Origin of the sequence: Micromonospora sp. WMMA1998, assembly GCF_027497375.1 — a bacterium.
GTDB lineage: Bacteria > Actinomycetota > Actinomycetes > Mycobacteriales > Micromonosporaceae > Micromonospora > Micromonospora sediminicola.
This window is the reverse complement of sequence record NZ_CP114911.1, coordinates 4,579,424-4,599,541: the sequence shown is the minus strand read 5'-3', so window position 1 is coordinate 4,599,541 and position 20,118 is coordinate 4,579,424. Positions and strand designations below refer to the sequence as shown.

Annotated in this window: 19 protein-coding genes and 2 pseudogenes; 13 read left to right on the top strand and 8 right to left on the bottom strand. The window is 73.6% G+C overall.

Features of this window, described 5'->3' with window-relative positions; genetic code table 11:
* Positions 1 to 54 precede the first annotated feature (54 nt).
* Positions 55 to 1,032, top strand: coding sequence for a Ku protein (locus tag O7600_RS21150; RefSeq protein ID WP_281589896.1), 978 nt, complete (start codon positions 55 to 57; stop codon positions 1,030 to 1,032).
* Between the two features lie 55 nt (positions 1,033 to 1,087).
* On the opposite strand, the pseudogene O7600_RS21145 reads toward O7600_RS21150, so the two are convergent.
* Positions 1,088 to 1,396 (bottom strand): annotated as a pseudogene (locus tag O7600_RS21145) (TIGR03618 family F420-dependent PPOX class oxidoreductase); the annotation flags it as partial.
* Positions 1,397 to 1,480: 84 nt separating this feature from the next.
* Between O7600_RS21145 and O7600_RS21140 the strand changes: the two are divergent.
* The 5 genes from O7600_RS21140 to O7600_RS21120 all read left to right on the top strand — a co-directional run bounded on the left by O7600_RS21140 (position 1,481) and on the right by O7600_RS21120 (position 5,659).
* A complete protein-coding gene (locus O7600_RS21140; RefSeq protein WP_281589894.1) occupies positions 1,481 to 2,131 on the top strand; it encodes a DUF4241 domain-containing protein in 651 nt (216 codons plus the stop codon).
* Positions 2,132 to 2,250: 119 nt separating this feature from the next.
* On the top strand, positions 2,251 to 2,907 hold the full coding sequence (locus tag O7600_RS21135; protein ID WP_281589892.1) for an FKBP-type peptidyl-prolyl cis-trans isomerase: 657 nt from the start codon (positions 2,251 to 2,253) through the stop codon (positions 2,905 to 2,907).
* A 139-nt stretch (positions 2,908 to 3,046) separates the two neighbouring features.
* The gene (locus tag O7600_RS21130; protein ID WP_281594222.1) at positions 3,047 to 3,895 is read left to right on the top strand and encodes a hypothetical protein; all 849 of its coding nucleotides are present in this window, start codon (positions 3,047 to 3,049) and stop codon (positions 3,893 to 3,895) included.
* 31 nt (positions 3,896 to 3,926) lie between these two features.
* Complete coding sequence (locus O7600_RS21125) at positions 3,927 to 4,580, top strand: HAD family phosphatase (protein WP_281589890.1); 654 nt, start codon at positions 3,927 to 3,929, stop codon at positions 4,578 to 4,580.
* Between the two features lie 65 nt (positions 4,581 to 4,645).
* Positions 4,646 to 5,659 carry an NADPH:quinone reductase gene (locus tag O7600_RS21120; RefSeq protein WP_281589888.1) on the top strand — a complete coding sequence of 338 codons (1,014 nt, stop codon included), beginning with the start codon at positions 4,646 to 4,648 and terminating at the stop codon, positions 5,657 to 5,659.
* A 180-nt stretch (positions 5,660 to 5,839) separates the two neighbouring features.
* On the opposite strand, the gene O7600_RS21115 is transcribed toward O7600_RS21120, so the two are convergent.
* Positions 5,840 to 7,489, bottom strand: coding sequence for a fatty acid--CoA ligase (locus O7600_RS21115; protein ID WP_091583394.1), 1,650 nt, complete (start codon positions 7,487 to 7,489; stop codon positions 5,840 to 5,842).
* 85 nt (positions 7,490 to 7,574) lie between these two features.
* On the opposite strand from O7600_RS21115, the gene O7600_RS21110 reads away from it, so the two are divergent.
* The gene (locus tag O7600_RS21110; protein WP_091583400.1) at positions 7,575 to 8,066 is read left to right on the top strand and encodes an NUDIX domain-containing protein; all 492 of its coding nucleotides are present in this window, start codon (positions 7,575 to 7,577) and stop codon (positions 8,064 to 8,066) included.
* Between the two features lie 28 nt (positions 8,067 to 8,094).
* Here O7600_RS21110 and O7600_RS21105 read toward each other — a convergent pair whose 3' ends face one another.
* Both O7600_RS21105 and O7600_RS21100 read right to left on the bottom strand, forming a co-directional pair.
* Entirely contained in the window at positions 8,095 to 9,768 is a 1,674-nt protein-coding gene (locus tag O7600_RS21105) for an MDR family MFS transporter (RefSeq protein WP_281589884.1), read from the bottom strand.
* A 53-nt stretch (positions 9,769 to 9,821) separates the two neighbouring features.
* Positions 9,822 to 10,379 carry a type 1 glutamine amidotransferase domain-containing protein gene (locus tag O7600_RS21100; protein WP_091583405.1) on the bottom strand — a complete coding sequence of 186 codons (558 nt, stop codon included), beginning with the start codon at positions 10,377 to 10,379 and terminating at the stop codon, positions 9,822 to 9,824.
* Positions 10,380 to 10,521: 142 nt separating this feature from the next.
* Here O7600_RS21100 and rfaE2 point away from each other — a divergent pair, with 142 nt between their 5' ends.
* Complete coding sequence (gene rfaE2 / locus O7600_RS21095; protein ID WP_281589880.1) at positions 10,522 to 12,408, top strand: D-glycero-beta-D-manno-heptose 1-phosphate adenylyltransferase; 1,887 nt, start codon at positions 10,522 to 10,524, stop codon at positions 12,406 to 12,408.
* Positions 12,405 to 13,277, top strand: coding sequence for a glycosyltransferase (locus O7600_RS21090; RefSeq protein ID WP_281589878.1), 873 nt, complete (start codon positions 12,405 to 12,407; stop codon positions 13,275 to 13,277). Before rfaE2 ends, O7600_RS21090 begins: the two co-directional genes overlap by 4 nt.
* On the opposite strand, the gene O7600_RS21085 is transcribed toward O7600_RS21090, so the two are convergent.
* The 3 genes from O7600_RS21085 to O7600_RS21075 all read right to left on the bottom strand — a co-directional run bounded on the left by O7600_RS21085 (position 13,252) and on the right by O7600_RS21075 (position 15,525).
* Positions 13,252 to 14,358: a glycosyltransferase family 9 protein gene (locus O7600_RS21085; protein WP_281594221.1), complete on the bottom strand. Its 1,107-nt coding sequence runs from the start codon at positions 14,356 to 14,358 to the stop codon at positions 13,252 to 13,254. The genes O7600_RS21090 and O7600_RS21085 overlap by 26 nt on opposite strands.
* Before the next feature lie 136 nt (positions 14,359 to 14,494).
* Positions 14,495 to 15,022 (bottom strand): Hsp20/alpha crystallin family protein, encoded by a 528-nt coding sequence (locus O7600_RS21080; protein ID WP_281589876.1) that lies wholly within the window; start codon positions 15,020 to 15,022, stop codon positions 14,495 to 14,497.
* Positions 15,019 to 15,525, bottom strand: coding sequence for a DUF2231 domain-containing protein (locus O7600_RS21075; RefSeq protein ID WP_099164804.1), 507 nt, complete (start codon positions 15,523 to 15,525; stop codon positions 15,019 to 15,021). The genes O7600_RS21080 and O7600_RS21075 overlap by 4 nt, the downstream gene beginning before the upstream one ends.
* A 167-nt stretch (positions 15,526 to 15,692) precedes the next feature.
* On the opposite strand from O7600_RS21075, the gene O7600_RS21070 reads away from it, so the two are divergent.
* The 3 genes and pseudogenes from O7600_RS21070 to O7600_RS21060 all read left to right on the top strand — a co-directional run bounded on the left by O7600_RS21070 (position 15,693) and on the right by O7600_RS21060 (position 18,159).
* Positions 15,693 to 16,313: a pyridoxamine 5'-phosphate oxidase family protein gene (locus O7600_RS21070; RefSeq protein ID WP_281589873.1), complete on the top strand. Its 621-nt coding sequence runs from the start codon at positions 15,693 to 15,695 to the stop codon at positions 16,311 to 16,313.
* A 205-nt stretch (positions 16,314 to 16,518) separates the two neighbouring features.
* Positions 16,519 to 16,965: pseudogene (locus O7600_RS21065) on the top strand (SRPBCC family protein); the annotation flags it as partial.
* Positions 16,966 to 17,244: 279 nt separating this feature from the next.
* Positions 17,245 to 18,159, top strand: a complete 915-nt coding sequence (locus O7600_RS21060; protein WP_281589871.1) for a Nif3-like dinuclear metal center hexameric protein — start codon at positions 17,245 to 17,247, stop codon at positions 18,157 to 18,159.
* A 4-nt stretch (positions 18,160 to 18,163) separates the two neighbouring features.
* On the opposite strand, the gene O7600_RS21055 is transcribed toward O7600_RS21060, so the two are convergent.
* Positions 18,164 to 19,120 (bottom strand): SDR family NAD(P)-dependent oxidoreductase, encoded by a 957-nt coding sequence (locus O7600_RS21055; RefSeq protein ID WP_281589869.1) that lies wholly within the window; start codon positions 19,118 to 19,120, stop codon positions 18,164 to 18,166.
* An 86-nt stretch (positions 19,121 to 19,206) separates the two neighbouring features.
* Between O7600_RS21055 and O7600_RS21050 the strand changes: the two genes are divergently transcribed.
* The gene (locus tag O7600_RS21050; RefSeq protein WP_281589867.1) at positions 19,207 to 20,109 is read left to right on the top strand and encodes an AraC family transcriptional regulator; all 903 of its coding nucleotides are present in this window, start codon (positions 19,207 to 19,209) and stop codon (positions 20,107 to 20,109) included.
* Positions 20,110 to 20,118: the final 9 nt, after the last annotated feature.

Below are 20,118 nucleotides of genomic sequence, written 5' to 3'. Positions count from 1 at the left end.
CGTCCCGTTCGATCGTTTGCGATTCTGGTGGTCAACCGGGGAGAGGAGCGCGGTATGCGGGCGATCTGGAAAGGAGCGGTGTCGTTCGGCCTGGTGTCGATCGGGGTGAAGGTCTACTCGGCCACCGAGGAGAAGGACATCCGGTTCCACCAGGTGCACCGGGAGGACGGCGGCCGGATCCGCTACAAGCGCACCTGCTCGGTCTGCGGCGAGGAGGTCACCTACGACGACATCGCCAAGGGATACGACATCGGCGGCGGCGAGATGGTCATCCTCACCGACGAGGATTTCGCCGACCTGCCGTTGAGCACCTCGCACGCGATCGACGTGCTGGAGTTCGTGCCGGCCGAGCAGGTCGACCCGATCCTCTACAACAAGGCCTACTTCCTGGAGCCGGAGGGCACGGCGACAAAGCCGTACGTGCTGCTGCGCGACGCGTTGTCCGACTCGGAGCGGGTGGCGATCGTCAAGGTGGCGCTGCGCCAGCGGGAGCAACTGGCCACCCTGCGGGTACGCGAGGGCGTGCTGCTGCTCAACACCATGCTCTGGCCGGACGAGATCCGCCGGCCGGACTTCGGCTTCCTGGACGAGGACCTGAAGGTCCGCCCGCCGGAGCTGGCGATGGCCAGCTCACTGATCGACTCGATGGCCGGCGAGTTCAAGCCGGACGCGTTCACCGACGACTACCGGGCCGCGTTGCAGGAGGTCATCGACGCCAAGGTCGAGGGCCGTGAGGTGGTACAGCCGGAGGAGGAAGAGGCCGCGCCGGCCGCCGCGGTGGACCTGATGGCCGCGCTGAAGGCGTCGGTCGAGCGGGCCCGGGCGGCCCGGGGCGAGGCGCCGTCCGGCGGCGGGGCCGAGCCGACCCCGATCTCGTCGGCCCGCTCCGCGAAGAAGACCGCGGCGAAGAAGGCCCCCGCCAAGAAGACCACGGCGAAGAAGGCCGAACCGGCCAAGAAGACCGCCGCGAAGAAGACCGCGGCGAAGAAGACCCCCGCCAAGAAGACCGCAGCGAAGAAGAAGACCGCCTGAGGTGTAAGGAGGGGCCCCCGCTTAACGTCTCCGGTATAGGCGGGGCCCCCTCTTATCACCCCCGGCCGAGCTTCTCCGTCGGCGTGACGCGCACGATGACGCGTTCCTCGCCGGGGCGGCGCCACGGGTACGCGTCCTGGTCCAGATACTTCTTCGCCATCCGGTCGATGTGCTCGTCGGCGCCCTCGGTCACCAACTCGGCGGTGCCCTTCACCCAGAGCGTGCGGAAGTCGTCCGCCTTGTCCACCACCGACACCGCGACCACCGGGTTGCGCGCCATGTTGAGGTACTTCTGCCGGCCCTTTGCCGTGTTGAACAGGATGTGCTCGCCGTCGGTGTCCACCCGGACCGGGGCGACGTGCGGGGTTGGTCGAGAACGTACCTCGGTGGATTGTCCGCCGCCGCCGGTACGCTCCGCCGGCCGTCAGCCGATGAAAGGACACCTCCCATGCCGTACACCCCAGACTTCGAGCGGCTGCTCACCCCCGGCGCCCGGTTCGAGGACGGTACGGCCGTACACGTGATCGAGGCGCACCCTGCCGGTGAGGTCGTGCTGCCGACCGGCCGGCTGGTGGGGTGCGATCCGCTGGTCTGCCCGGAGAGCGACCCGTACACGGTCGCCGTCGCGCCCGGCCGTTATCCGGCACGTGCCTGGGTGTCGTCGGTCCGCCACGACGGCGACGAAGCCGACCGGCGGGTCGCGGCGCTGGAGGTCGTCGTCCGGGACGAGCCGGTCTCGCGGTGGGAGATGGCCGTCGTCGACGGCCAGGACATCGGCGAGCTGGGACCGGACGGCTTCTTCGGGTACGGCGTGGACGCCGGCACCGGCACGCTGGCCGACCGCGACGCTCTCGCCGTGATCGAGGACTGGGACTACGACCGGATCGAGGAGGTTTTCATCGCCGAGGACGAGGGCTCCGCCCCTGGTCCGGTGCCCGGCCTGGTCGACGCGGTCGTGGACGAGGCGACCGGCGCGAACGTGGTGGCGGTCTGGTCGGGCTGGGGGGACGGCTGCTACGGCACCTGGATCGGCCGGGACGCGGACGACCGGGTCGCGAGGTTCGTCACCGATTTCATGGTGGTGCCCGTCGAGGGCTGAGGTGTGAAGAAGGGGCCCCGCCCATACCGAATGCGTTAAGAAGGGCCCCCGCCTTTTCTCACAGTGGGCGTGTGGGCGGGTACCGTTTGCGCGCATCCACCCACCTGCAGGGAGTCGACGTGAGCGAGCGTGTGGAGAACCGGACGGCGGGCCAGGCCCCGGCCACCAAGGCACAGCGGCGGTTGGCCGCCCAGTTGGCCGAGAAGAAGGCCGCCGAGGCGCGCCGCCGCCGGCAGTCGATGCTCGGCGCGGCCGCCGGTGTGCTCGCCGTGGTGGCCCTGGTCGGTGGTCTGGTCTGGCTGAACAGCGGGGACGACGACAAGCCCGCCACCGCCACCTCGGCCAGCCCCAGCGCCCCGGTCGAGCCCGCCGCGCCGCCCGCCCCGGAGCTGCCCGCGGGCACCGACCCGGCGCTGAAGACCAAGCCGACCGTCCAGGCCGGCTCGGGTGACCTGAAGAAGCTGACCGTCACGACGCTGGTCAAGGGCACCGGCCCGGCGGTGAAGGCCGGCCAGACCATCACCACCAACTACGTGGGCGTCTTCTACAAGGACGGCAAGCAGTTCGACGCGTCCTGGGACAACGGTCAGCCGGCCAGCTTCCAGATCGGCGTGGGCCAGGTCATCAAGGGCTGGGACCAGGGCCTGGTCGGCGTGCCGGTGGGCAGCCGGGTGCAGCTGGACCTGCCGGCCGACCTGGCCTACGGCAACGACGCCTCGGGCGGCCGTCCGGCCGGGCCGCTGCGCTTCGTCGTCGACGTGCTGGCTGCGCAGTAGATCACTCCAGGCTTCCGCCCGGTCACCCACCGGCAGTAGGTTCGTGGTCACCGTGGGCGGCACGTCCGCCCACGGCGACTGCCCACCGACGCGGAGGTGCAACGTGGCGGCGCTGAACGATCCCGAGGCGGCCCGGCGGATGTGGACGCTCTTCGAGCCGGTCCACGCGGTGACCTACTTCCACCCGCGCGCCCGGGCCGCGTTCGAGGCGGTCGGGCTGCGCGGCTACTGGCGCGGCTACTTCGCCGGCCGGGCCGCGCCGCTCGGGCCGGTGGACGCGCCGACGGTCACGGCCGCCTTCTTCAGCTTCGCGCCGCCGATGGTGGCCCGCGCGCTGCCGTCGGTGTGGCGGCTGGCCACGCCGGAGGAGGCGCTGCGCGCCCGGCTCACCGGCGCGGTGCAGGCGCTCGCCGAGTTCACCTACGAGCTGCCCGAGTCCCACCTCGTCGAGGCCGCCGAGCTGCTGGAGGAGGCGGCCGGGCGGGTGGACACGGCGGGTCGGGTGCTCGGCGCGGTCAACGCCGCCCTGCCCCGCGGGGAGTACCCGCTGGCCCGCCTCTGGCAGGCGGCCGCCACGCTGCGCGAGCACCGGGGCGACGGGCACGTGGCGGCGCTGGTGACCACCGGTCTGGAGCCGGTCGAGGTGGTGGCCTGGCGGTGCCGGGTCGACCAGTCGCGCGAGTTCCACCAGCCGGCCCGGGGCTGGACCGACGAGCAGTGGTCCGCCGCGGAGGAGCGGCTGGTCGAGAAGGGGTGGCTGACCACCGAGCGGGAGCCCACCGCGTACGCCACCGAGACGTTCCGGAGCGTCGAGGACGCCACCGACCGGGCCGCGTCGGGCCCGTGGCGGGCACTGGGCGCGGAGCGCACCGCGCGGCTGCGGGAGCTGCTCGACCCGATCGCCACCCGGTGCCGCACGATCATCCCGCCGCAGGCCCCGATCGGTCTGCCCGCGCAGCGCTCCGCCGGGGTGACCCTGCCGGGCTGAACCGGGCCGCCGGCTGGGGCAGGATGACGGCATGGTGGACGCGGTGCTCTTCGACCTCGACGGCGTGATCGTGGATTCCGAGCCGGTCTGGGAGGAGGTCCGCCGGGCGTACGTGGCGACGCACGGCGGCGTCTGGCAGCCCGACACCCAGCGCCGGTTGATGGGCATGAGCACCGGCGAGTGGGCGGCGTACCTCAGCGGCGAGCTGGGCGTCGACCGGTCGGCCGAGCAGGTCGCCGCCGAGGTGGTGGCCGAGATGACCGACCGGTACGCGCGACGCGTACCGCTGATCGACGGCGCGGACGCGGTGGTGCGCCGAACGGCCGCGCGGTGGCCGCTCGGGCTGGCCAGCTCGTCGCCGACCCGGCTGATCGCCGCGGCGCTGGACGCGACGGGCCTGGCGGGCGCGTTCGGCGCGACGCTGTCGACCGAGGAGACCGCCCGGGGCAAGCCGGCGCCGGACGTCTGGCTGGCGGTGGCCGAACGCCTGGACGTCGACCCGGCCCGGTGCGTGGCGGTGGAGGACTCGTCGAACGGCGTCCGCTCGGCCGCCGCGGCGGGCTGTCGGGTGGTGGCGGTGCCGCACGGGTCGTACCCGCTCGATCCGGACGCCGAGGCGCTCGCGGCCGTGCTGCTCCCCTCGATCGACGCGCTCACCCCGGAGTTGCTGGCGGACCTGGGCTGAGGCGGGGCCGGCATGTTCGCGCGACCTTCGGGTAGCGCACCCACGACGACGGCGGAGGGACGACGATGAAGGCGATCGTGTACGAGCGCAGCGGGGACGCCTCGGTGCTCCAACTGGTGGACCGGCCGGTGCCGGAGCCCGGCCCCGGCGAGGTGCTGGTGCGGATGGCGGTGTCGGGGGTGAACCCGACCGACTGGAAGGCCCGCCAGGCGTGGCCCCTGCCGGCCGGCTGGCAGATTCCGCACCAGGACGGCGCCGGCGTGGTCGAGGCGGTCGGCGAGGGTGTGGACCGGATCCTGATCGGCGAGCGGGTCTGGATCTGGGAGGCGGCCTGGCAGCGGCCCTGGGGCACGGCCAGCGAATACACAGTGGTGCCGGTCCGGCACGCGGTGCCGCTCGGCTCGGCCTCGTTCGACCTGGGCGCGGCGCTGGGCATCCCGTTCATGACCGCGCACCGGTGCCTGACCGCCGGCGAGTTCATGCCGGACAAGCTGCACGCCGGCGCGTTGAGCGACCACGTGGTGCTGGTGCAGGGCGGGGCGGGCGCGGTGGGCAACGCGGCGATCCAGCTCGCCCGCTGGGCCGACGCCTGCGTGATCACCACGGTGAGCAGTCCGGAGAAGGCGCAGCTCGCGGCGGCGGCCGGGGCCAACTTCGTGATCAACTATCGCGAGCAGGACGTGGTCGAGGAGGTCCGCAAGGTCGCGCCCGACGGGGTGCACACGATCGTCGAGGTATCGGCCGCCCGCAACGCCGCCGCCGACGTGCAGATCCTGCGCACCGGCGCGGCGGTCTGCGTGTACGCCGACGACGGCGGCGACGAGGTGACGTTGCCGATCCGGCCGCTGATGGGCCCGAACGCGCGCTGGCAGTTCGTGCTGGTCTACACCGCCCCGAAGGTGGCCAAGGCGCAGGCGGTCACCGACATCGCGGCGGCGGTGGCGCAGGGCGCGGTCCGGGTCGGCGAACAGGCGGGCGTGCCGTTGCACCGGTATCCGCTGGCGGAGGCCGCCGCCGCGCAGCAGGCGGTGCAGGACAGCGTGGTGGGCAAGGTGCTCGTGAGCACCGCCGACGAGTAGGCAACCGGATTTCCCCGACATCGGGACAGAGGCGAACAAGTTTCGCAACAATGACGGTGCGGGTCACCCCGTAACGGACGGGCGGCCCCGGCGCGGTGCGAACGCCGGGGCCGCCCTCTGGGAGGAATGTCCGTTGGGATCGTGTTCCTACCCGTGTTGGCGACGGTACGCCGGAAAGTGTTACGGCGCGGTCAGTTCGCGCACCTCCAGCCCGCCGTCCGCGTACCGCGAGCGCACGACCTTCTTGTCGAACTTGCCCACGCTGGTCTTCGGCACCGCGTCGATGAACGCCCAGCGCTCCGGCAACTGCCAGCGGGCCACCGACGTGGCCAGGAAGTCGCGCAGTTCCTCCGCGGTGACCGAGGCACCCTCGCGGACCACCACGGTGGCCAGCGGACGCTCGTCCCACCGCTCGTCCGGCACGCCCACCACGCACGCCTCCAGCACCGCCGGGTGCGCCATCAGGGCGTTCTCCAGCTCGACCGACGAGATCCACTCCCCGCCCGACTTGATCACGTCCTTCGCGCGGTCCGTCAGCGTGATGTAGCCGTCCGGCGAGAGCGTGCCGACGTCCCCGGTACGCAGCCAACCGTCCCGGAACTTCTCCTCGTCCGGCACGTCGTCCCCGACGTACCGGGCGGTCACCCACGGCCCGCGGACCTCCAGCTCGCCCACGGACGTCCCGTCCGCGGGCAGCGGCTCGCCCAGCGGGCCGACGATCCGCGCGGCCACGCCGGCCGGCACCCGGCCCTGGGTGTAGCGGTAGCCCCACGCGTCGTCGCCGGTCGCGCCGGCCGGCGGGCGGGAGACCGAGCCGAGGGGGGACATCTCGGTCATGCCCCAGGCGTGGATGACCTCGATGCCGTGCCGGTCGTGGAACGCGTGCATCAGCGCCGGCGGGCACGCCGAACCGCCGACGATCACCTCCGTCAGCGAGGACGTGTCCACGTCGTGGCTGTCCAGATAGGCCAGCAGGTCGGTCCAGATGGTCGGCACCGCGCCGGCCAGGGTGGGCCGCTCGGCGGCGATCATGGCGGCGATCGGCTCGGCCTGGAGGAAGCGGTCCGGCATGATCAGCGAGGCGCCGGAGAGGAACGCCGCGTACGGCAGGCCCCAGGACATGGCGTGGAACATCGGCACGATGGCCAGCTCCCGGTCCTTCGGGCCGAGGCCGAAGCCCTCCGGCATGCACACCTGGAGCGAGTGCAGGTAGATCGAGCGGTGCGAGTAGGCCACGCCCTTGGGGTTGCCGGTGGTCCCGGAGGTGTAGCAGAGCGCCGCCGCGTCGCGCTCGTCCACCTCGGGCCAGTCGTAGCGGTCCGGACGGTCGGCCAGCAGCGCGTCCCAGTGGTGCACGGTGATCCGGTCGCCGGCCGCGGCCAGCAGCGGGGCCGGGTCGCCGCCGCCGACCACCACCACGTGCCGCACCGTGGTCATGTCGCCGATCACCCGGGCGAGCAGCGGGATGAGTGTGGTGTCGACCAGCACCACCCGGTCCTCGGCGTGGTTCGCGATGTAGACGACCTGGTCCGGGAAGAGCCGGATGTTGAGCGTGTGCAGCACCGCGCCCATGCTCGGCACCGCGAAGTAGGCCACCAGGTGCTCGTTGTTGTTCCACATGAACGTGGCCACCCGCTCGTCGCCGGTCACGCCGCACTCGTCGCGCAACGCGTGGGCCAGCCGGGCGGCCGCGCGCCCCACCTCGGCGTACGTCATCCGGCGGGGCTCGGCACCGGTCCAGGTGACCACCTCCGCCGCGCCGTGCACGGTGGAGCCGTGTTCGAGGATCCGGGCGACCTGGAGGGGGGCTTCCATCATCGTGCTACGCATGGGTAACAACGTAGTGTCGCCGGTCACACGAACGGAACCCCCGGATCGGCCGAGCCCGGCCGGGATCGGTGCGTAGATTGTCCGGGTGAGCATCTCGTGGGCCGACTCGTACGTCGGGCAGCTCCGCGCCCTGGCTGGTGACCGCACCCTGATGTTCGTCGGCGCCCGCGCCGTGGTGCGCGACAACGCCGCCCGGGTGCTGTTGATCCAGCGCTCCGACAACGGCCAGTGGGCGCTGCCGGCCGGCGCGATGGAGCTGGGCGAGTCGATCGCCGACTGCGCGGTCCGGGAGGTCCGCGAGGAAACCGGCCTGCGCGCGCTGCGGGTCAGCGCGTTCGCGCTCTACACCGGCCCGGACCGCACCCACACCAACATGTACGGGCACACCTACCAGGTCTTCACCACCGCGTTCCGGGTCGACGAGTGGGACGGGGAGCTGTCGCGCTTCACCGACGAGACCACCGACGCCGGCTTCTTCCACCCGGACGAGTTCCCGACCCCGCTCTCGTCCAGCGTGCACGAGACGCTCGCCGACCTGGACGTCTTCGAGCAGACCAACCGCCTGATCCTCAAGTGACCCGGCGCCGCGCCGGCGGCCCCACCGGTCACAGCATCGTCTGCGACTTCGCCTCCATGTCGGCGGCGGCCTCGTCCTTCGACTCCTTCGGCAGCGGCTTGCCGCCCGGCGCGGCGGCCTTCCCACCCAGCGGGTCCGCGCCGCCGGTCGAGCCCTGCGGGCCGGCACCGCGCAGCTGGTGGTTCGGCATGGCGAGGGTGACCAGCACCGCCAGCACGGCGATCAGGCCGGTGGTCAGGAAGACCAGGTGCAGCGACTCGACGAACGACGCCTGGATCGCGGCGCGCACCGGACCGGGCAGGGCGAGGATGGTCGCCGGGTCGTTGATCGAGATGTTCTCCGTACCGCCGGCCGCCACCGCCGCCCGCTGCTGCGGCGGGAGCTGGGCGATCGCGCCCGGCAGCCGGTCGGACAGCTCAGCGGTGAGCCGCGACGACAGCACCGCGCCCAGGATCGCCACCCCGAACGACCCGCCCAGCGACCGGAAGAACGTCGCCGACGAGGTGCCCGCGCCCAGGTCGCGGACGTCCACCGCGTTCTGCACCGCCAGGATCAACGACTGCATGCACAGGCCCAGCCCGACGCCGATCACCACCATGTAGCCGAACGCGGCCCAGAGCGAGGTGCCCACCTGGAGCTGCCGGAACAGCAGCATGCCCACCACCAGCACGGCCGCGCCGGCCACCGGGAACCACTTGTACCGGCCGATCCGGCTCATCGCCCGGCCGGTGACGATCGACGTGACGATGATGCCGGCCATCATCGGCAGCATCAGCAGACCGCTGCGGGTCGGCGAGGCGCCCTTGACGATCTGGAGGTAGAGCGGGATGAAGATGATCGACCCGAACATCACCAGACCGAGCACGAAGCCGGCCGAGTTGGCCAGCGCGAACGTCCGCTTGCGGAACAGCCGCAGCGGCAGGATCGGTTCCCGGGTCCGGGCCTCCTGGAGCAGGAACAGCACGCCCAGCACCGCGCCCGCCACGAACAGCCCGACGATCACGCCGGAGCCCCAGCCGTACTCGTTGCCACCCCAGCTCAGCGCCAGCAGCAGGCAGCTCACGCCGGCGACCAGCAGCGCCGCGCCGACCCAGTCGACGGTGTGCTCGCGCCGCTGGAACGGCACCAGCCGCATGACGTGCCAGCAGACCACGATGGCGAGGATCGCCAGCGGCACGTTGATGTAGAAGATCCAGCGCCAGTTGGTCTCCGCGAAGTAGCCGCCCACCAACGGGCCGGCCACCGACGACAGGCCGAACACGGCGCCGAACAGACCCTGGTAGCGGCCCCGCTCCCGGGGGGAGACCACGTCCGAGATGATGGTGAACGCCAGCGTCATCAGGCCACCCGCGCCCAGGCCCTGCACCCCCCGGGTGGCGATCAGCTGGGTCATGTCCTGCGACAGGCCGGCCAGCAACGAGCCGAGCAGGAACGTGCCGATCGAGAAGAGGAAGACCGGCCGGCGTCCGTACAGGTCGGCCATCTTGCCGTAGAGCGGCGTCGAGGCGGTCGACGCCAGCAGGTACGCCGTCACCACCCAGGAGTAGTGGTTGATCCCGCCCAGCTCGCCGACGATGGTGGGCAGCGCGGTACCGACGATGGTCTGGTCGAGCGCCGCCAGCAGCATGCCGGTCATCAGACCGAACATCAGCAGGCGGATCTGGCGGGCGGGCAGGGCGGGACGAGCGGCCTGGGCGGTCATCCCGCTTCCTATCCCACCGGGGGCGGATCATGCCCCCGGTGGGTGGTCGGGTTTCAGCGAGCGGTGTGCCGGCCCTCGGCGAACTCCTCGACGATCTTGGCGCAGAACGCCGGCAGGTCGTCCGGCTTACGGCTGCTGACCAGGCCGTTGTCGGTGACGACCTCCTGGTCGACCCAGGTGGCGCCGGCGTTGGTGAGGTCGGTGCGCAGGCTCGGCCAGGAGGTGATGGTGCGGCCCCGCACCACGTCCGCCTCGACCAGCGTCCACGGGCCGTGGCAGATCACCCCGACCGGCTTGCCGGCGTCGAAGAACGCCTTCACGAACCGGACCGCCTCCGGGTCCGTCCGCAGGAAGTCCGGGTTCGCCACGCCGCCGGGCAGCACCAACCCGTCGTACGCCCCGGCGTCCGCCTCCTTGGTGGTGACGTCGACCTGGTACTGCTTGCCGTGGTCGAGGTGGTTGAAGGCCTGGATCGAGCCGGACTCGATGGAGACCAGCTCCACCTGGGCGCCGGCGTTCTCCACCGCCTCCCGGGGCTTGGTGTACTCGACCTCCTCGACGCCGTCGGCGGCCAGGAAGGCGATCCGCTTGCCCTGAAGTGTCGCTGCCATGCTGCTCTCTCCTCTCCGGGGTGTGTCTGCACGGTTCCCCCGGCCGATACCCCGAAACCGGACGCCGCCGGTGGCCCGCGTCGCACTCCCGCCCGACCTCCGCGCAGGTTTGGCCGGTCGGAGCGGGGGGACCCGGAGGGGCATGGCAGGAGCAGCAGCGGAAGAGCGCCGGCTGGCCACCGTGGTGGCGAGCTGGCAGGGGCGTCCCGTGCTGGTCGTCGGCGACGCCATGCTGGACGAGTGGCGGTTCGCCGAGTCGGAGCGGCTCTGCCGGGAGGCGCCCGCGCCGGTCCTCACCCTGCGCCGCCGGATCTCCGCGGCCGGCGGCGCCGCGAACACCGCGGTCAACGTCGCCGCCCTCGGTGGGCGGGCCGCGCTGGTCGCCCCGGTCGGCGCCGACGTGGCCGGTGACGAGCTGCACGACTGCCTGGACCGCGCGGCGGTCTGGGACCGGACGGTGAGCCAGCCCGGCCGTCCCACCCCGGTCAAGCGGCGGATGCTCGCCGGCAACCAGATCCTGCTCCGGGAGGACTCCGGCGGCCCGGAGGACGCGCTCGACGAAGACGGGGTGGCCCGCCTGCTGACCGCGCTGCACTGCGCCACCGAGGAGCTGCGCGCGGTGGCCGCCGGGCATCCGCTCACGCTGGTGGTCTGCGACTACGGCCTGGGCGCGCTGCCCTCGGCGGTACGCGCCTGGCTGGTCGCCAACCGGGACCGGTACGGCACGGTGGCGCTGGACGCGCACGACCTGGCCGACTGGCGCGGGCTCAACCCGACAGTGGTGACCCCGAGCTTCGCCGAGGCGACCCGGCTGCTGGCCCGCGCCGCCGCCGGCTTCGCGCACGCCGAACGGGGTGCCGTCCGCGGCGGCGGCGACCTGCACCTCGACCACCCGGCGGAGGCCGACGGCCCGTCCGAGCTGGTGGTGGGCGCCGCGCCCGGCGGGGCCGGCGAGCGCACCACGGGCGGCCCGCACCCGTCCTCCGGAGCGCCCGCCACGACGGCCGCCACCGGCGGTCCGGCCGGGCCGACGGGTGAGCCGACGCCCGGCGAGGAACGGGTGGCGTTCACCGGGGACGGTCTCAGCGTCACCGGCACGGGGGTGACGGTGAACGCGGCGGCCGGCGAGGGCGTGGACCGGGCGGTGCTGGCCGAGTCGCGCCTGCCCGAGCTGCGCGCCCACACCGGCGCGGACGTGGTGGCGGTGACCCTGGACACCGAGGGCGCGGTGGTCGGCGGCGCCGACGGCTCGCCCCGGCGCAGCCACAGCACCCCGGTCCCGGCGAGCCACGCGGTGGGCGCCGGGGACGCGTACCTGGCGGCCATGACGCTGGCGCTCGCCGCCGACGCGGGCCTGCCGACCGCCGCCCAGCTCGCCCAGCTCGCCGCGACCATCACGGTCGCCGACACCGGCACCTGCGTGTGCCGCCGGGAGGACCTGCTCGGCGCGCTGGGCACCGGCGGCGAGGAGGCCGGGCACCCGGCCCTGGTCGGCGCCGAGGAACTGACCGCACTCGTCGCCGACCACCGCCGGGCCGGCCGCTCGGTGGTGTTCACCAACGGCTGCTTCGACGTGCTGCACCCCGGGCACGTCCGCTACCTGACCCAGGCCCGCGCGCTCGGCGACCTGCTGATCGTGGCGGTCAACTCGGACGGCAGCGTGCGGCGGCTCAAGGGCCCGGACCGGCCGGTCAACCCGGTCGAGGACCGCATCGCCCTGCTGGCCGCGCTGGCCTGCGTCGACCACGTGGTGGTGTTCGAGGAGGACTCGCCGGCCCGGCTGATCGAGGCGGTCCGGCCGGACGTCTACGTCAAGGGCGGCGACTACCCGCCGGAGATGGTCCCGGAGGCGCCGCTGGTCCGCCGGCTGGGCGGCCAGGTGCGGACCCTCGGGTACGTGCCGGACCGCTCCACCTCGGCGATCATCGACCGGATCCGCGCCCAGTCGTTGAGCACCGAGCGGAGCGAGGGCCGTGAGGCCGTGCCCGACCGGCACCACCCCGCGGTGGGCGAGAGCAGGCCGGCGTGACCCGACCGCTGGACCCGGGCGCGCCCGAACAGTTCCGCCGGCCCCGCCGGCTGGACGTGCTGATCCCCACCCGCAACCGGCCGGCCGAGCTGGCGGTCACCCTCTCCGGGCTGGCCGCCCAGGAGGGTGTGCCCGGGTTCGGGGTGGTGGTCAGCGACCAGTCCGACGGGGAACCCGCGTACGCGCACCCGGCGGCGGCCACCATGGTGCGGGCGTTGCGCCACCGGGGGCACCCGGTGCTGCTGACCCGGCGGCTGCCCCGGCGCGGGCTGGCCGAGCACCGCTCCTACCTGCTGTCCCGGTCGGCGGCCGCGGCGGTGCTCTGCCTCGACGACGACGTGTGGCTGGAGCCGGGCGCCCTGTCCCGCCTGGTCACCGCGCTGGACGAGCTGGGCTGCGGGTTCGTCGGCAATGCCGTGCACGGGCTCTCCTACACCGACGACGTCCGTCCCGACACCCACCGGCACTACGAGGAGTGGCCGGGCCGGCCGGAGCCGGAGCGGATCCGCCCCGGCACCCCGGAGTGGCACCGGGCGTCGATCCACCCGGCGGCGAACCTGCTGCACGTCACCGAGAAGCTGGACCTGCCGGCGGGCGCGTGGCGGGCGTACAAGGTCTCCTGGATCGGCGGCTGCGTGCTCTACGACCGGGCCAAGCTGGTCGAGTCCGGCGGCTTCGACTTCTGGGAGCGGCTGCCCGAGCGGCACCAGGGCGAGGACGTCGCCGCCCAACTCGCCGTGCTGGAGCGCCACGGCGGCGCCGGGGTGCTGCCCAGCGGGGCCTACCACCTGGAGTCGCCGACCACCGTCACCGAGCGGGACGTGGAGGCGTGGGAGGTCGTGCTCAGCGAGTCGACGGCGGAGGTGTGAGCAGCTCCCGGGCCGCCTCCACCACCTCGGCGACCGGCACGTCGGCCACGAACGACACCCGGTGCGGGCACTCGCCGTCGCCCGGGCGGTGCGGGTAGATCCCCGGCGTGCAGTCGACGCCGCAGACCGGGCAGAGCGTGGTCCAGGCGGCGATCGGGCGGTGCCGGCCGCGCAGCGGAGAGGCCCCGTTGATCAGGTTGCCGACCCAGAAGATCCCGACCGTCGGCGCACCCACCGCGGCGGCCAGGTGCAGCGGGCCGGTGTCGTTGGAGACCACCAGCGCGCAGTCCGCGTAGGCCGCGGCCAGCGCGCCGAGGCTGAGCGTGCCGACCTGCGGGCGCACCGGCACCCCGGCCGCCGCGACCACCGCGTCGACCGTCTCCCGCTCGGCCGGGGTGCCGGTGACCAGCACCTCGTACCCGTCCCCGGTCAGCGCCCGGGCGACCTCGGCGAAGCTCTCCGCCGGCCAGCGCCGCCGGGTGTCGGTGGCGCCCGGGTGCAACGCGACCCGGGGGCGTGCGGGCGCGCCGAGCACCTCGGCGGCCTCGGCCCGGTCGGCGTCGGTCACCGCCAGCGCCGGGGTGATCGTGGTGGCCGGCGCCCCGACCAGGGCGGCCACCTCCAGATAGCGGATCACCTCGTGCTGGTAGTAGACGTAGCGCAGCCAGCGGTCGAGCGGCGGCGCGCCGTCCGCCCGCAGCCCGGCGGTGACCCGGGCGCCGAGCCCGGCGACGAACGGGTTGGAGTTGGCCCCGCCGCCGTGCACCTGCAATGCTAGGTCGAACCGTTCGGTCCGGGCGGCGGCCAGGAACTCCGCCGGGTCCGCCGGGCTCTCGTCGGGGCCGAGGTCGCGGAGGCCGGGCGCGGGCGGCACCACCAGCACCCGGTCCACCGGGCCGGGCCGGTCGCGCCAGAGCGCCGCGTGCCACGGCGCGCCGAGCAGCACGATCTCCGCCGACGGGTACGCGGCCCGCAGCGCGTCCAGCGCCGGCAGCACGAAGATGAAGTCGCCGAGCGCGTTGGCGCGCAGCACGGCGATCCGCTCGACGTCCGGCACGCGCGCGCCGACCGAACCGAGCACGGACGACGACGACGGCTCCAGGTCGCGGCGCGGCGACAGACGCGCCGAGCTGGGATCGTCGGGCGACGGCTCCAGGTCGCGGCGCGGCGACAGACGCGCCGAGCTGGAGTCGTCGGGCGGGGTGGTCACGCAGCCCCTACGGCCGGTCGATTTCGTCGAGCGTGGTGTCCGGGTGGTGCAGCTCCCGGTCAGCGGCCGGGTCGGCCGGACTCGGCGTACGGCCGGAGGTGGCGCGCGGGCCGGTGCGGCCGACGGTGATGGTGCGCGGCGCGGGCCGGGCCGCCCGGGGCAGGTGCACCCGCAGCAGGCCGTGGTCCATCACCGCGTCGATCCGCTCCGGGTCCACCCGGGACGGCAGGTCGACGCGGTATTCGAAGCCCCGGGTGGTGAACCCGCCGGGGATGCCCTGGTCGGCGTTGACCTCGGCCTCCGACCGGGCGCGTACGCACAGCTCGCGGTCGTCCAGCTCGACGGCCACCTCCTCGGGCGCCACGCCGGGCAGCCGGACGACCACCTCCCAGCCGTCGGCGACCTCGGCCATCTCCACGTCCGGGGTGCCGGACCGGCCGCCGACCAGGCGGCTCAGCTCGGAGCGCAGCGACTGCAACTCGCCCATCGGGTCCCAGCCCTGCTGGCGTCCCCGCCAGCCCCGCTGCTCCGTCATCGCACGTCTCCGATCCGCTGGGTGGCCGAGGGGGGTCGCAGCGAGCTCGGCGCGTTGAGGTCGTGCTCCGGGTCGACGCCGACGCCGAGCCGGTCGACCAGTTCCCCGCCGAGCCACGCGCTGATGCCGAGGATCGCCACCGCGACCACCTCGATCGCGAACAGCGCGCCGCCGGCCGCCCGCGAGTCCGCGTTGAGCCGGACCGCCCAGACCGCGGCGAAGAGCAGGATCACCGCCACGTTGGCGGCGGCGTGGGTGAGCCCGACCCGCTTGGCGCGGGTGCCGGTGGGCAGGGCCAGCAGGTCGAAGGCGCCGGCCGCCGCGGCCAGCAGGCCGCCGATCAGCCCGACCGTGACGTTCCAGTACGCCACCTCGCCGAGGAAGTCCGGCCCGCCCACGATGTCGATCAGGTCGAAGATCACCGCGGTCACGAAGAGGCCGACCGGGAACATCACCAGCATCGGGTGCACGGGATGGCCGAGCACCTTGAGTCGGCTCTCCATCACGGCCTCCATCCGTCGCGTCCGGACACGCGCTGCGATCCGGTCCCTACCCGTCGACACCGGGGGCAAACCCGACACTCGACGCGCTCTCCTAGGCTGACCCTGACGGATCCCGGCCCGTCGCGGGCCGGAACCGTCGTCAAGGTCAACGGACGGGGGAGGAAGACGTGACGACACGGGAGATCACCAGTCCCGAGGAACTGCGCGACCTGCTGGGCGCGCCGACGGGCCGGGCGGTGGCGAAGGAACGCCGTACGCTGCACCCACGCGACCGGGAGTGGCTGGCCGCCTCGCCGTTCTGCCTGATCGCCACCGCCGGCGCGGACGGCAGCTGCGACGTCTCGCCGAAGGGCGACCCGCCCGGTTTCGCGCTCGTGCTCGACGACACCACCATCGCCATCCCGGAGCGGCCCGGCAACCGGCGGGCCGACGGCTACCGCAACGTCCTGGCCAACCCGCACGTCGGGCTGATCTTCCTGATCCCCGGTCGCACCGACACGCTGCGGATCAACGGCCGGGCCCGGCTGGTCGGCGACGCGCCCTGGTTCGCCGACATGGAGGTCAAGGGCCACCGGCCGGTACTCGCCGTGGAGGTGGCGGTCGAGCAGATCTTCTACCACTGCGCGAAGGCGTTCCTCCGCTCCGCGCTGTGGCAGCCGGAGACCTGGCAGCCGGACGTGCTCCCGTCCCGGCCCCGGCTGGTCAAGGAGGTGGAGGCGGTGGCCGAGAGTCTGGCCGACCTGGAACGGCACTACGGCCCGGACTACGCCCGCAAGCTCTACGTCTGAGTCACTTCTTCGGCGCGAAGACCACCGGCACGCCGACGTCGGGCAGAGCCCGGGGCGAGCGCTACCAGCAGGCCCGGGTCAGCGACATGCTCGGCGTGGCGATCGTGGCAGACCCCTCCGCGCGGGTGATTCCCGGTCGTCCGGTTAGGCCGGATCTGCGGGGGTACCGATCCCGGTGCAGACGACGGGACGACAAGGAGTGGTCATGACCAGGAAGGTCGAGAAGTCCATCGACGTCGACGTGCCGGTCACCACCGCGTACAACCAGTGGACCCAGTTCGAGGAGTTTCCCCGGTTCATGGGTGGCGTGCGCGAGGTGCGCCAGTTGGACGACCGGCGGACGCACTGGATCGCCGAGATCGCGGGCGTGCAACGCGAGTGGGACGCCACCATCGTCGAGCAGGTGCCGGACCGGACGGTCGCCTGGGCGGCCACCGACGGCACCACCAACGCGGGCACCGTCCGCTTCGCGCCGCTCGACACCGAACGCACCCAGGTCCACCTGCTCCTGGAGTACGAGCCGGAAGGGCTGGTCGAGCAGGCCGGCGAGCGGTTGCACCTGGTGGACCGGCAGGCCGAGTCCGACCTGGCGCGGTTCAAGGAGTACATCGAGGGCCGGCAGGTGGAGTCCGGCGGGTGGCGCGGCACGATCGCTCCGGACAGACTCCCGTCCGAGGAGGCCGACCTGCCCGATCCGGCGGCGCGGCACCGTGCGGACACTGACGAGGAACCGCCACCGCCGGAGACCGAGCCCGAGGAGGCGACGGCGCGGATCCCGGCCCCGCGGGGCGCCGTCGGTCCGCGATAGACCTCTCTTCCTCCCTGCCGGAGTGGGCCCGGCGGACCGGTCGCGTGGCCGTTTCCGCCGGGCCCGCTTCGTTCCGCGTATTCACGCTTGCCGCTCCCGCCGCGGGCGGCGAGACTCCGGGGCGTGGATCTCGACCGGATCGTCACCGCCCTGGACAGCCTGTTCGAACTCGACACGGCGCCGCCGGACACCGCGATGTCCCGCCACCTGCCCCGCGTCCACGAGGAGGTCGGCACCGACTGGCGGAGCTTCGTCGAGCCCAGGTTCGCCGAGCGTTTCAACGGGTTGATGCGGCGCGGACGGCCCGACGTCGGAACCGTGTACGGCGCCTGCTTCCCGTCGGCCGAGGTGCTCGACGCCTGGCTGGCCGTGGCCGAGCCGGGCGACCTGCTGGTCACCCACCACCCGATCGACGTCCGCAACGGCTCCCCGGAGGACGACACCTGGGCGGAGGGCTTCGTGCCGATCGACCCGGCGCGGCTGCGGGCCGTGGCCGACCGAGGGCTCTCCCTGTATTCCTGCCACGCGCCGATGGACGTCTCGCTGCGGGTCGGGACGGCCGCCGCCGTGGTGGAGGCGCTGGACGGCACCGTCGTCGACCGGTTCTGGCCGTACGGCGACGGCCACGCCGGGCTGGTGGCCGACGTCCCACCGGTCAGCTCCGCCGCGCTCGTGCGGCGGGCGCGGGAACTGTTCGGCGTGACCACCGTCGAGGTGGAGGGCGCCACCCGGGACGTCGTGACCCGGGTGGCGGTGGTCGGCGGCATCGGCGACCACGTCGAGCAGATGGCGCTCGCCGAACGACTCGGCGCGCAGGCGTACCTCACCGGCGAACTGCACGTCCGGATCGAGGGCGAGTACGGGCGCGGCAAGTTCGCCGCCGTCCGGGCCTTCGCCGCCACCACCACCATGACCCTGATCGGGGTCTCCCACGCGGCCAGCGAGCACCTGGTCGTCGAGACCCAGTTGCGTCGGTGGTTCGCCGAGGAACTCGGGCTCGCCCTGCACCCGATCCGGGAACCGCGCTGGTGGCGGTGACCGGTCACCGGCGGCCGGCGAGCACCGCCTCCGCATACTCCCAGAGCCGGTCGGCGGCGGCCGGGTCGACGGCGTGGGCGGCCACCCCGCCGGTCGCCTCCGGACCGCCCGCGACCACGTCGGCCTCCTGGTTGTCGTCGAAGTAGCGACCGGTGACGCCCTCGACCAGCGGCGACGCGGCGAGCAGCACGGACGTCGCCGCCCCCTGGGCGGTCGTCTTGTAGTAGGGCTGCTCGATGCGGTTGCCCGCCTCGTCCATCGCCCCGAATGCGCGCAGCGTCTCGTCGTCCATGTGGCGCTGGAGGTTCGTGGTGATGAAGCCCGGGTTCAACGCGTTTGCGGTGATCCCGTCGCCGCCCCACCGGCGGGCGATACCCACCGCGAGCAGGACCTCGGCGGTCTTCGACCGGCCGTACGCGGCCCAGGTGTCGTACGGCTGCCGCTCGAACTGCGGGTCGTCGAAGTCGAACGCCTCCCGCAGGTGCGCGCCGGAGCTGACCAGTACCACCCGGGCCGACCCGGCGGCCCGCAGATGCGGGTGCAGGCCCCGGACGAGCGCGAAGTGGCCCAGGTAGTTGGTGGCCAACTGGAGTTCCCACCCCTCGGCGGTGAGCTGCCGAGCGGGAATCGCCATCACGCCCGCGTTGGCGACCACCGCGTGCAGCGGGCCGTCCCAGCCGGCGAGGAACGCGTCCACCGAGGTCAGGTCCGCCAGGTCGAGCGCGGCGGCGTGGACGCGGCCGGCGAACTCCGCCACCAGTGGCTCCGCCCGGGCCGGAGCACGGGTGGCGACCGTGACCTCCGCGCCCGCGCCGGCGAGCGCCCGGACCGTCTCGGTCCCGATACCGGAGGCTCCGCCCGTGACGATCATCCGGCGGCCGGTCAGGTCGACGCCGTCGAGGATCTCGGCCGCCGTGGTGCGGGCCGTGAACGGGGTGCTCAGTCGGATGGTCTCTGTCATGACCTCCACGCTAGGGGCGGGCCCGCTGGACTGTCCGTACTCTGAAATCCGCCACTCTTTAGCGGGCGTCCAGGGAAGGAGGCCGCGTGGATCCGCTGGACGACGTGCTGGCGCTGCTCGGCACGACGAGCCACGTCTCGGCCGCCCTGTCCGCCGGCGGGCGCTGGGCGGTGCGTTTCGACCCGCCGACCGGGGTCAAGTTCAACGCCGTACGGCGCGGACGCTGCCTGCTGCGGGTGGACGCCGCGCCGGAGCCGGTGCCGCTCGACGCGGGCGACTGCTTCCTGCTGACCCGGCCCGTCGGCTACACCCTGTCCAGCGACCCCGACCTGCCGGCCGAACCGGCCGGACCAATCTTCCGGGCGGCGGTCGACGGGCCGGCCCGGGCCGGCTCCGGCGACGAGGTCCTGCTGGTCGGCGGCGGATTCTCCTTCACCGACCGCTCCCGCGGCCTGCTGCTGGACAGCCTTCCACCGGTCATCCGCGTGCCCGCGACGACGCCGGAGGCGGAAACCGTCAGGTGGGCGGTCGGGGAGATCGACGCCGAACTCCGCCAGGGCCGCCCCGGCGGGCGGCTGGTCGCCGAACACCTCGCGCTGGTCATGCTGATCCGGATCCTGCGCCTGCACCTCGACCACGGAACCCCGTCCGGCTGGCTAGCCGGCCTGACCGACCCCGTGGTCGCCCCGGCCCTGCGGGCGATGCACGCCCACCCGGAACGGCCGTGGACCGTGGCGGCGGTGGCCCGCTCCGCCACCGTGTCCCGCTCGACCCTGGCCGCCCGGTTCAAGCAGGTGGTCGGGTGCGGCCCGCTGGAATACCTCACCGGATGGCGGATCGAGCTGGCCGCCGACCGGCTCCGCCGCTCCGAGGACACCGTGGCCACCATCGCCCGCGCCGTCGGTTACGGCTCGGAGAGCGCGCTGAGCGTGGCGTTCAAGCGGGTAACCGGGCTCTCGCCCCGGGCGTACCGGAACCGGACAGCCTGACGCCCGCCG

What these genes read in the sequence shown, in the direction of transcription:
- O7600_RS21150 (WP_281589896.1), top strand. Translation starts at nt 55, where the DNA reads ATGCGGGCGATCTGGAAAGGAGCGGTGTCGTTCGGCCTGGTGTCGATC.
- O7600_RS21140 (WP_281589894.1), top strand. Translation starts at nt 1,481, where the DNA reads ATGCCGTACACCCCAGACTTCGAGCGGCTGCTCACCCCCGGCGCCCGG.
- O7600_RS21130 (WP_281594222.1), top strand. Translation starts at nt 3,047, where the DNA reads ATGTGGACGCTCTTCGAGCCGGTCCACGCGGTGACCTACTTCCACCCG.
- O7600_RS21125 (WP_281589890.1), top strand. Translation starts at nt 3,927, where the DNA reads ATGGTGGACGCGGTGCTCTTCGACCTCGACGGCGTGATCGTGGATTCC.
- O7600_RS21120 (WP_281589888.1), top strand. Translation starts at nt 4,646, where the DNA reads ATGAAGGCGATCGTGTACGAGCGCAGCGGGGACGCCTCGGTGCTCCAA.
- O7600_RS21115 (WP_091583394.1), bottom strand. Translation starts at nt 7,489, where the DNA reads ATGCGTAGCACGATGATGGAAGCCCCCCTCCAGGTCGCCCGGATCCTC.
- O7600_RS21105 (WP_281589884.1), bottom strand. Translation starts at nt 9,768, where the DNA reads ATGACCGCCCAGGCCGCTCGTCCCGCCCTGCCCGCCCGCCAGATCCGC.
- O7600_RS21100 (WP_091583405.1), bottom strand. Translation starts at nt 10,379, where the DNA reads ATGGCAGCGACACTTCAGGGCAAGCGGATCGCCTTCCTGGCCGCCGAC.
- rfaE2 (WP_281589880.1), top strand. Translation starts at nt 10,522, where the DNA reads ATGGCAGGAGCAGCAGCGGAAGAGCGCCGGCTGGCCACCGTGGTGGCG.
- O7600_RS21080 (WP_281589876.1), bottom strand. Translation starts at nt 15,022, where the DNA reads ATGACGGAGCAGCGGGGCTGGCGGGGACGCCAGCAGGGCTGGGACCCG.
- O7600_RS21075 (WP_099164804.1), bottom strand. Translation starts at nt 15,525, where the DNA reads ATGGAGAGCCGACTCAAGGTGCTCGGCCATCCCGTGCACCCGATGCTG.
- O7600_RS21055 (WP_281589869.1), bottom strand. Translation starts at nt 19,120, where the DNA reads ATGACAGAGACCATCCGACTGAGCACCCCGTTCACGGCCCGCACCACG.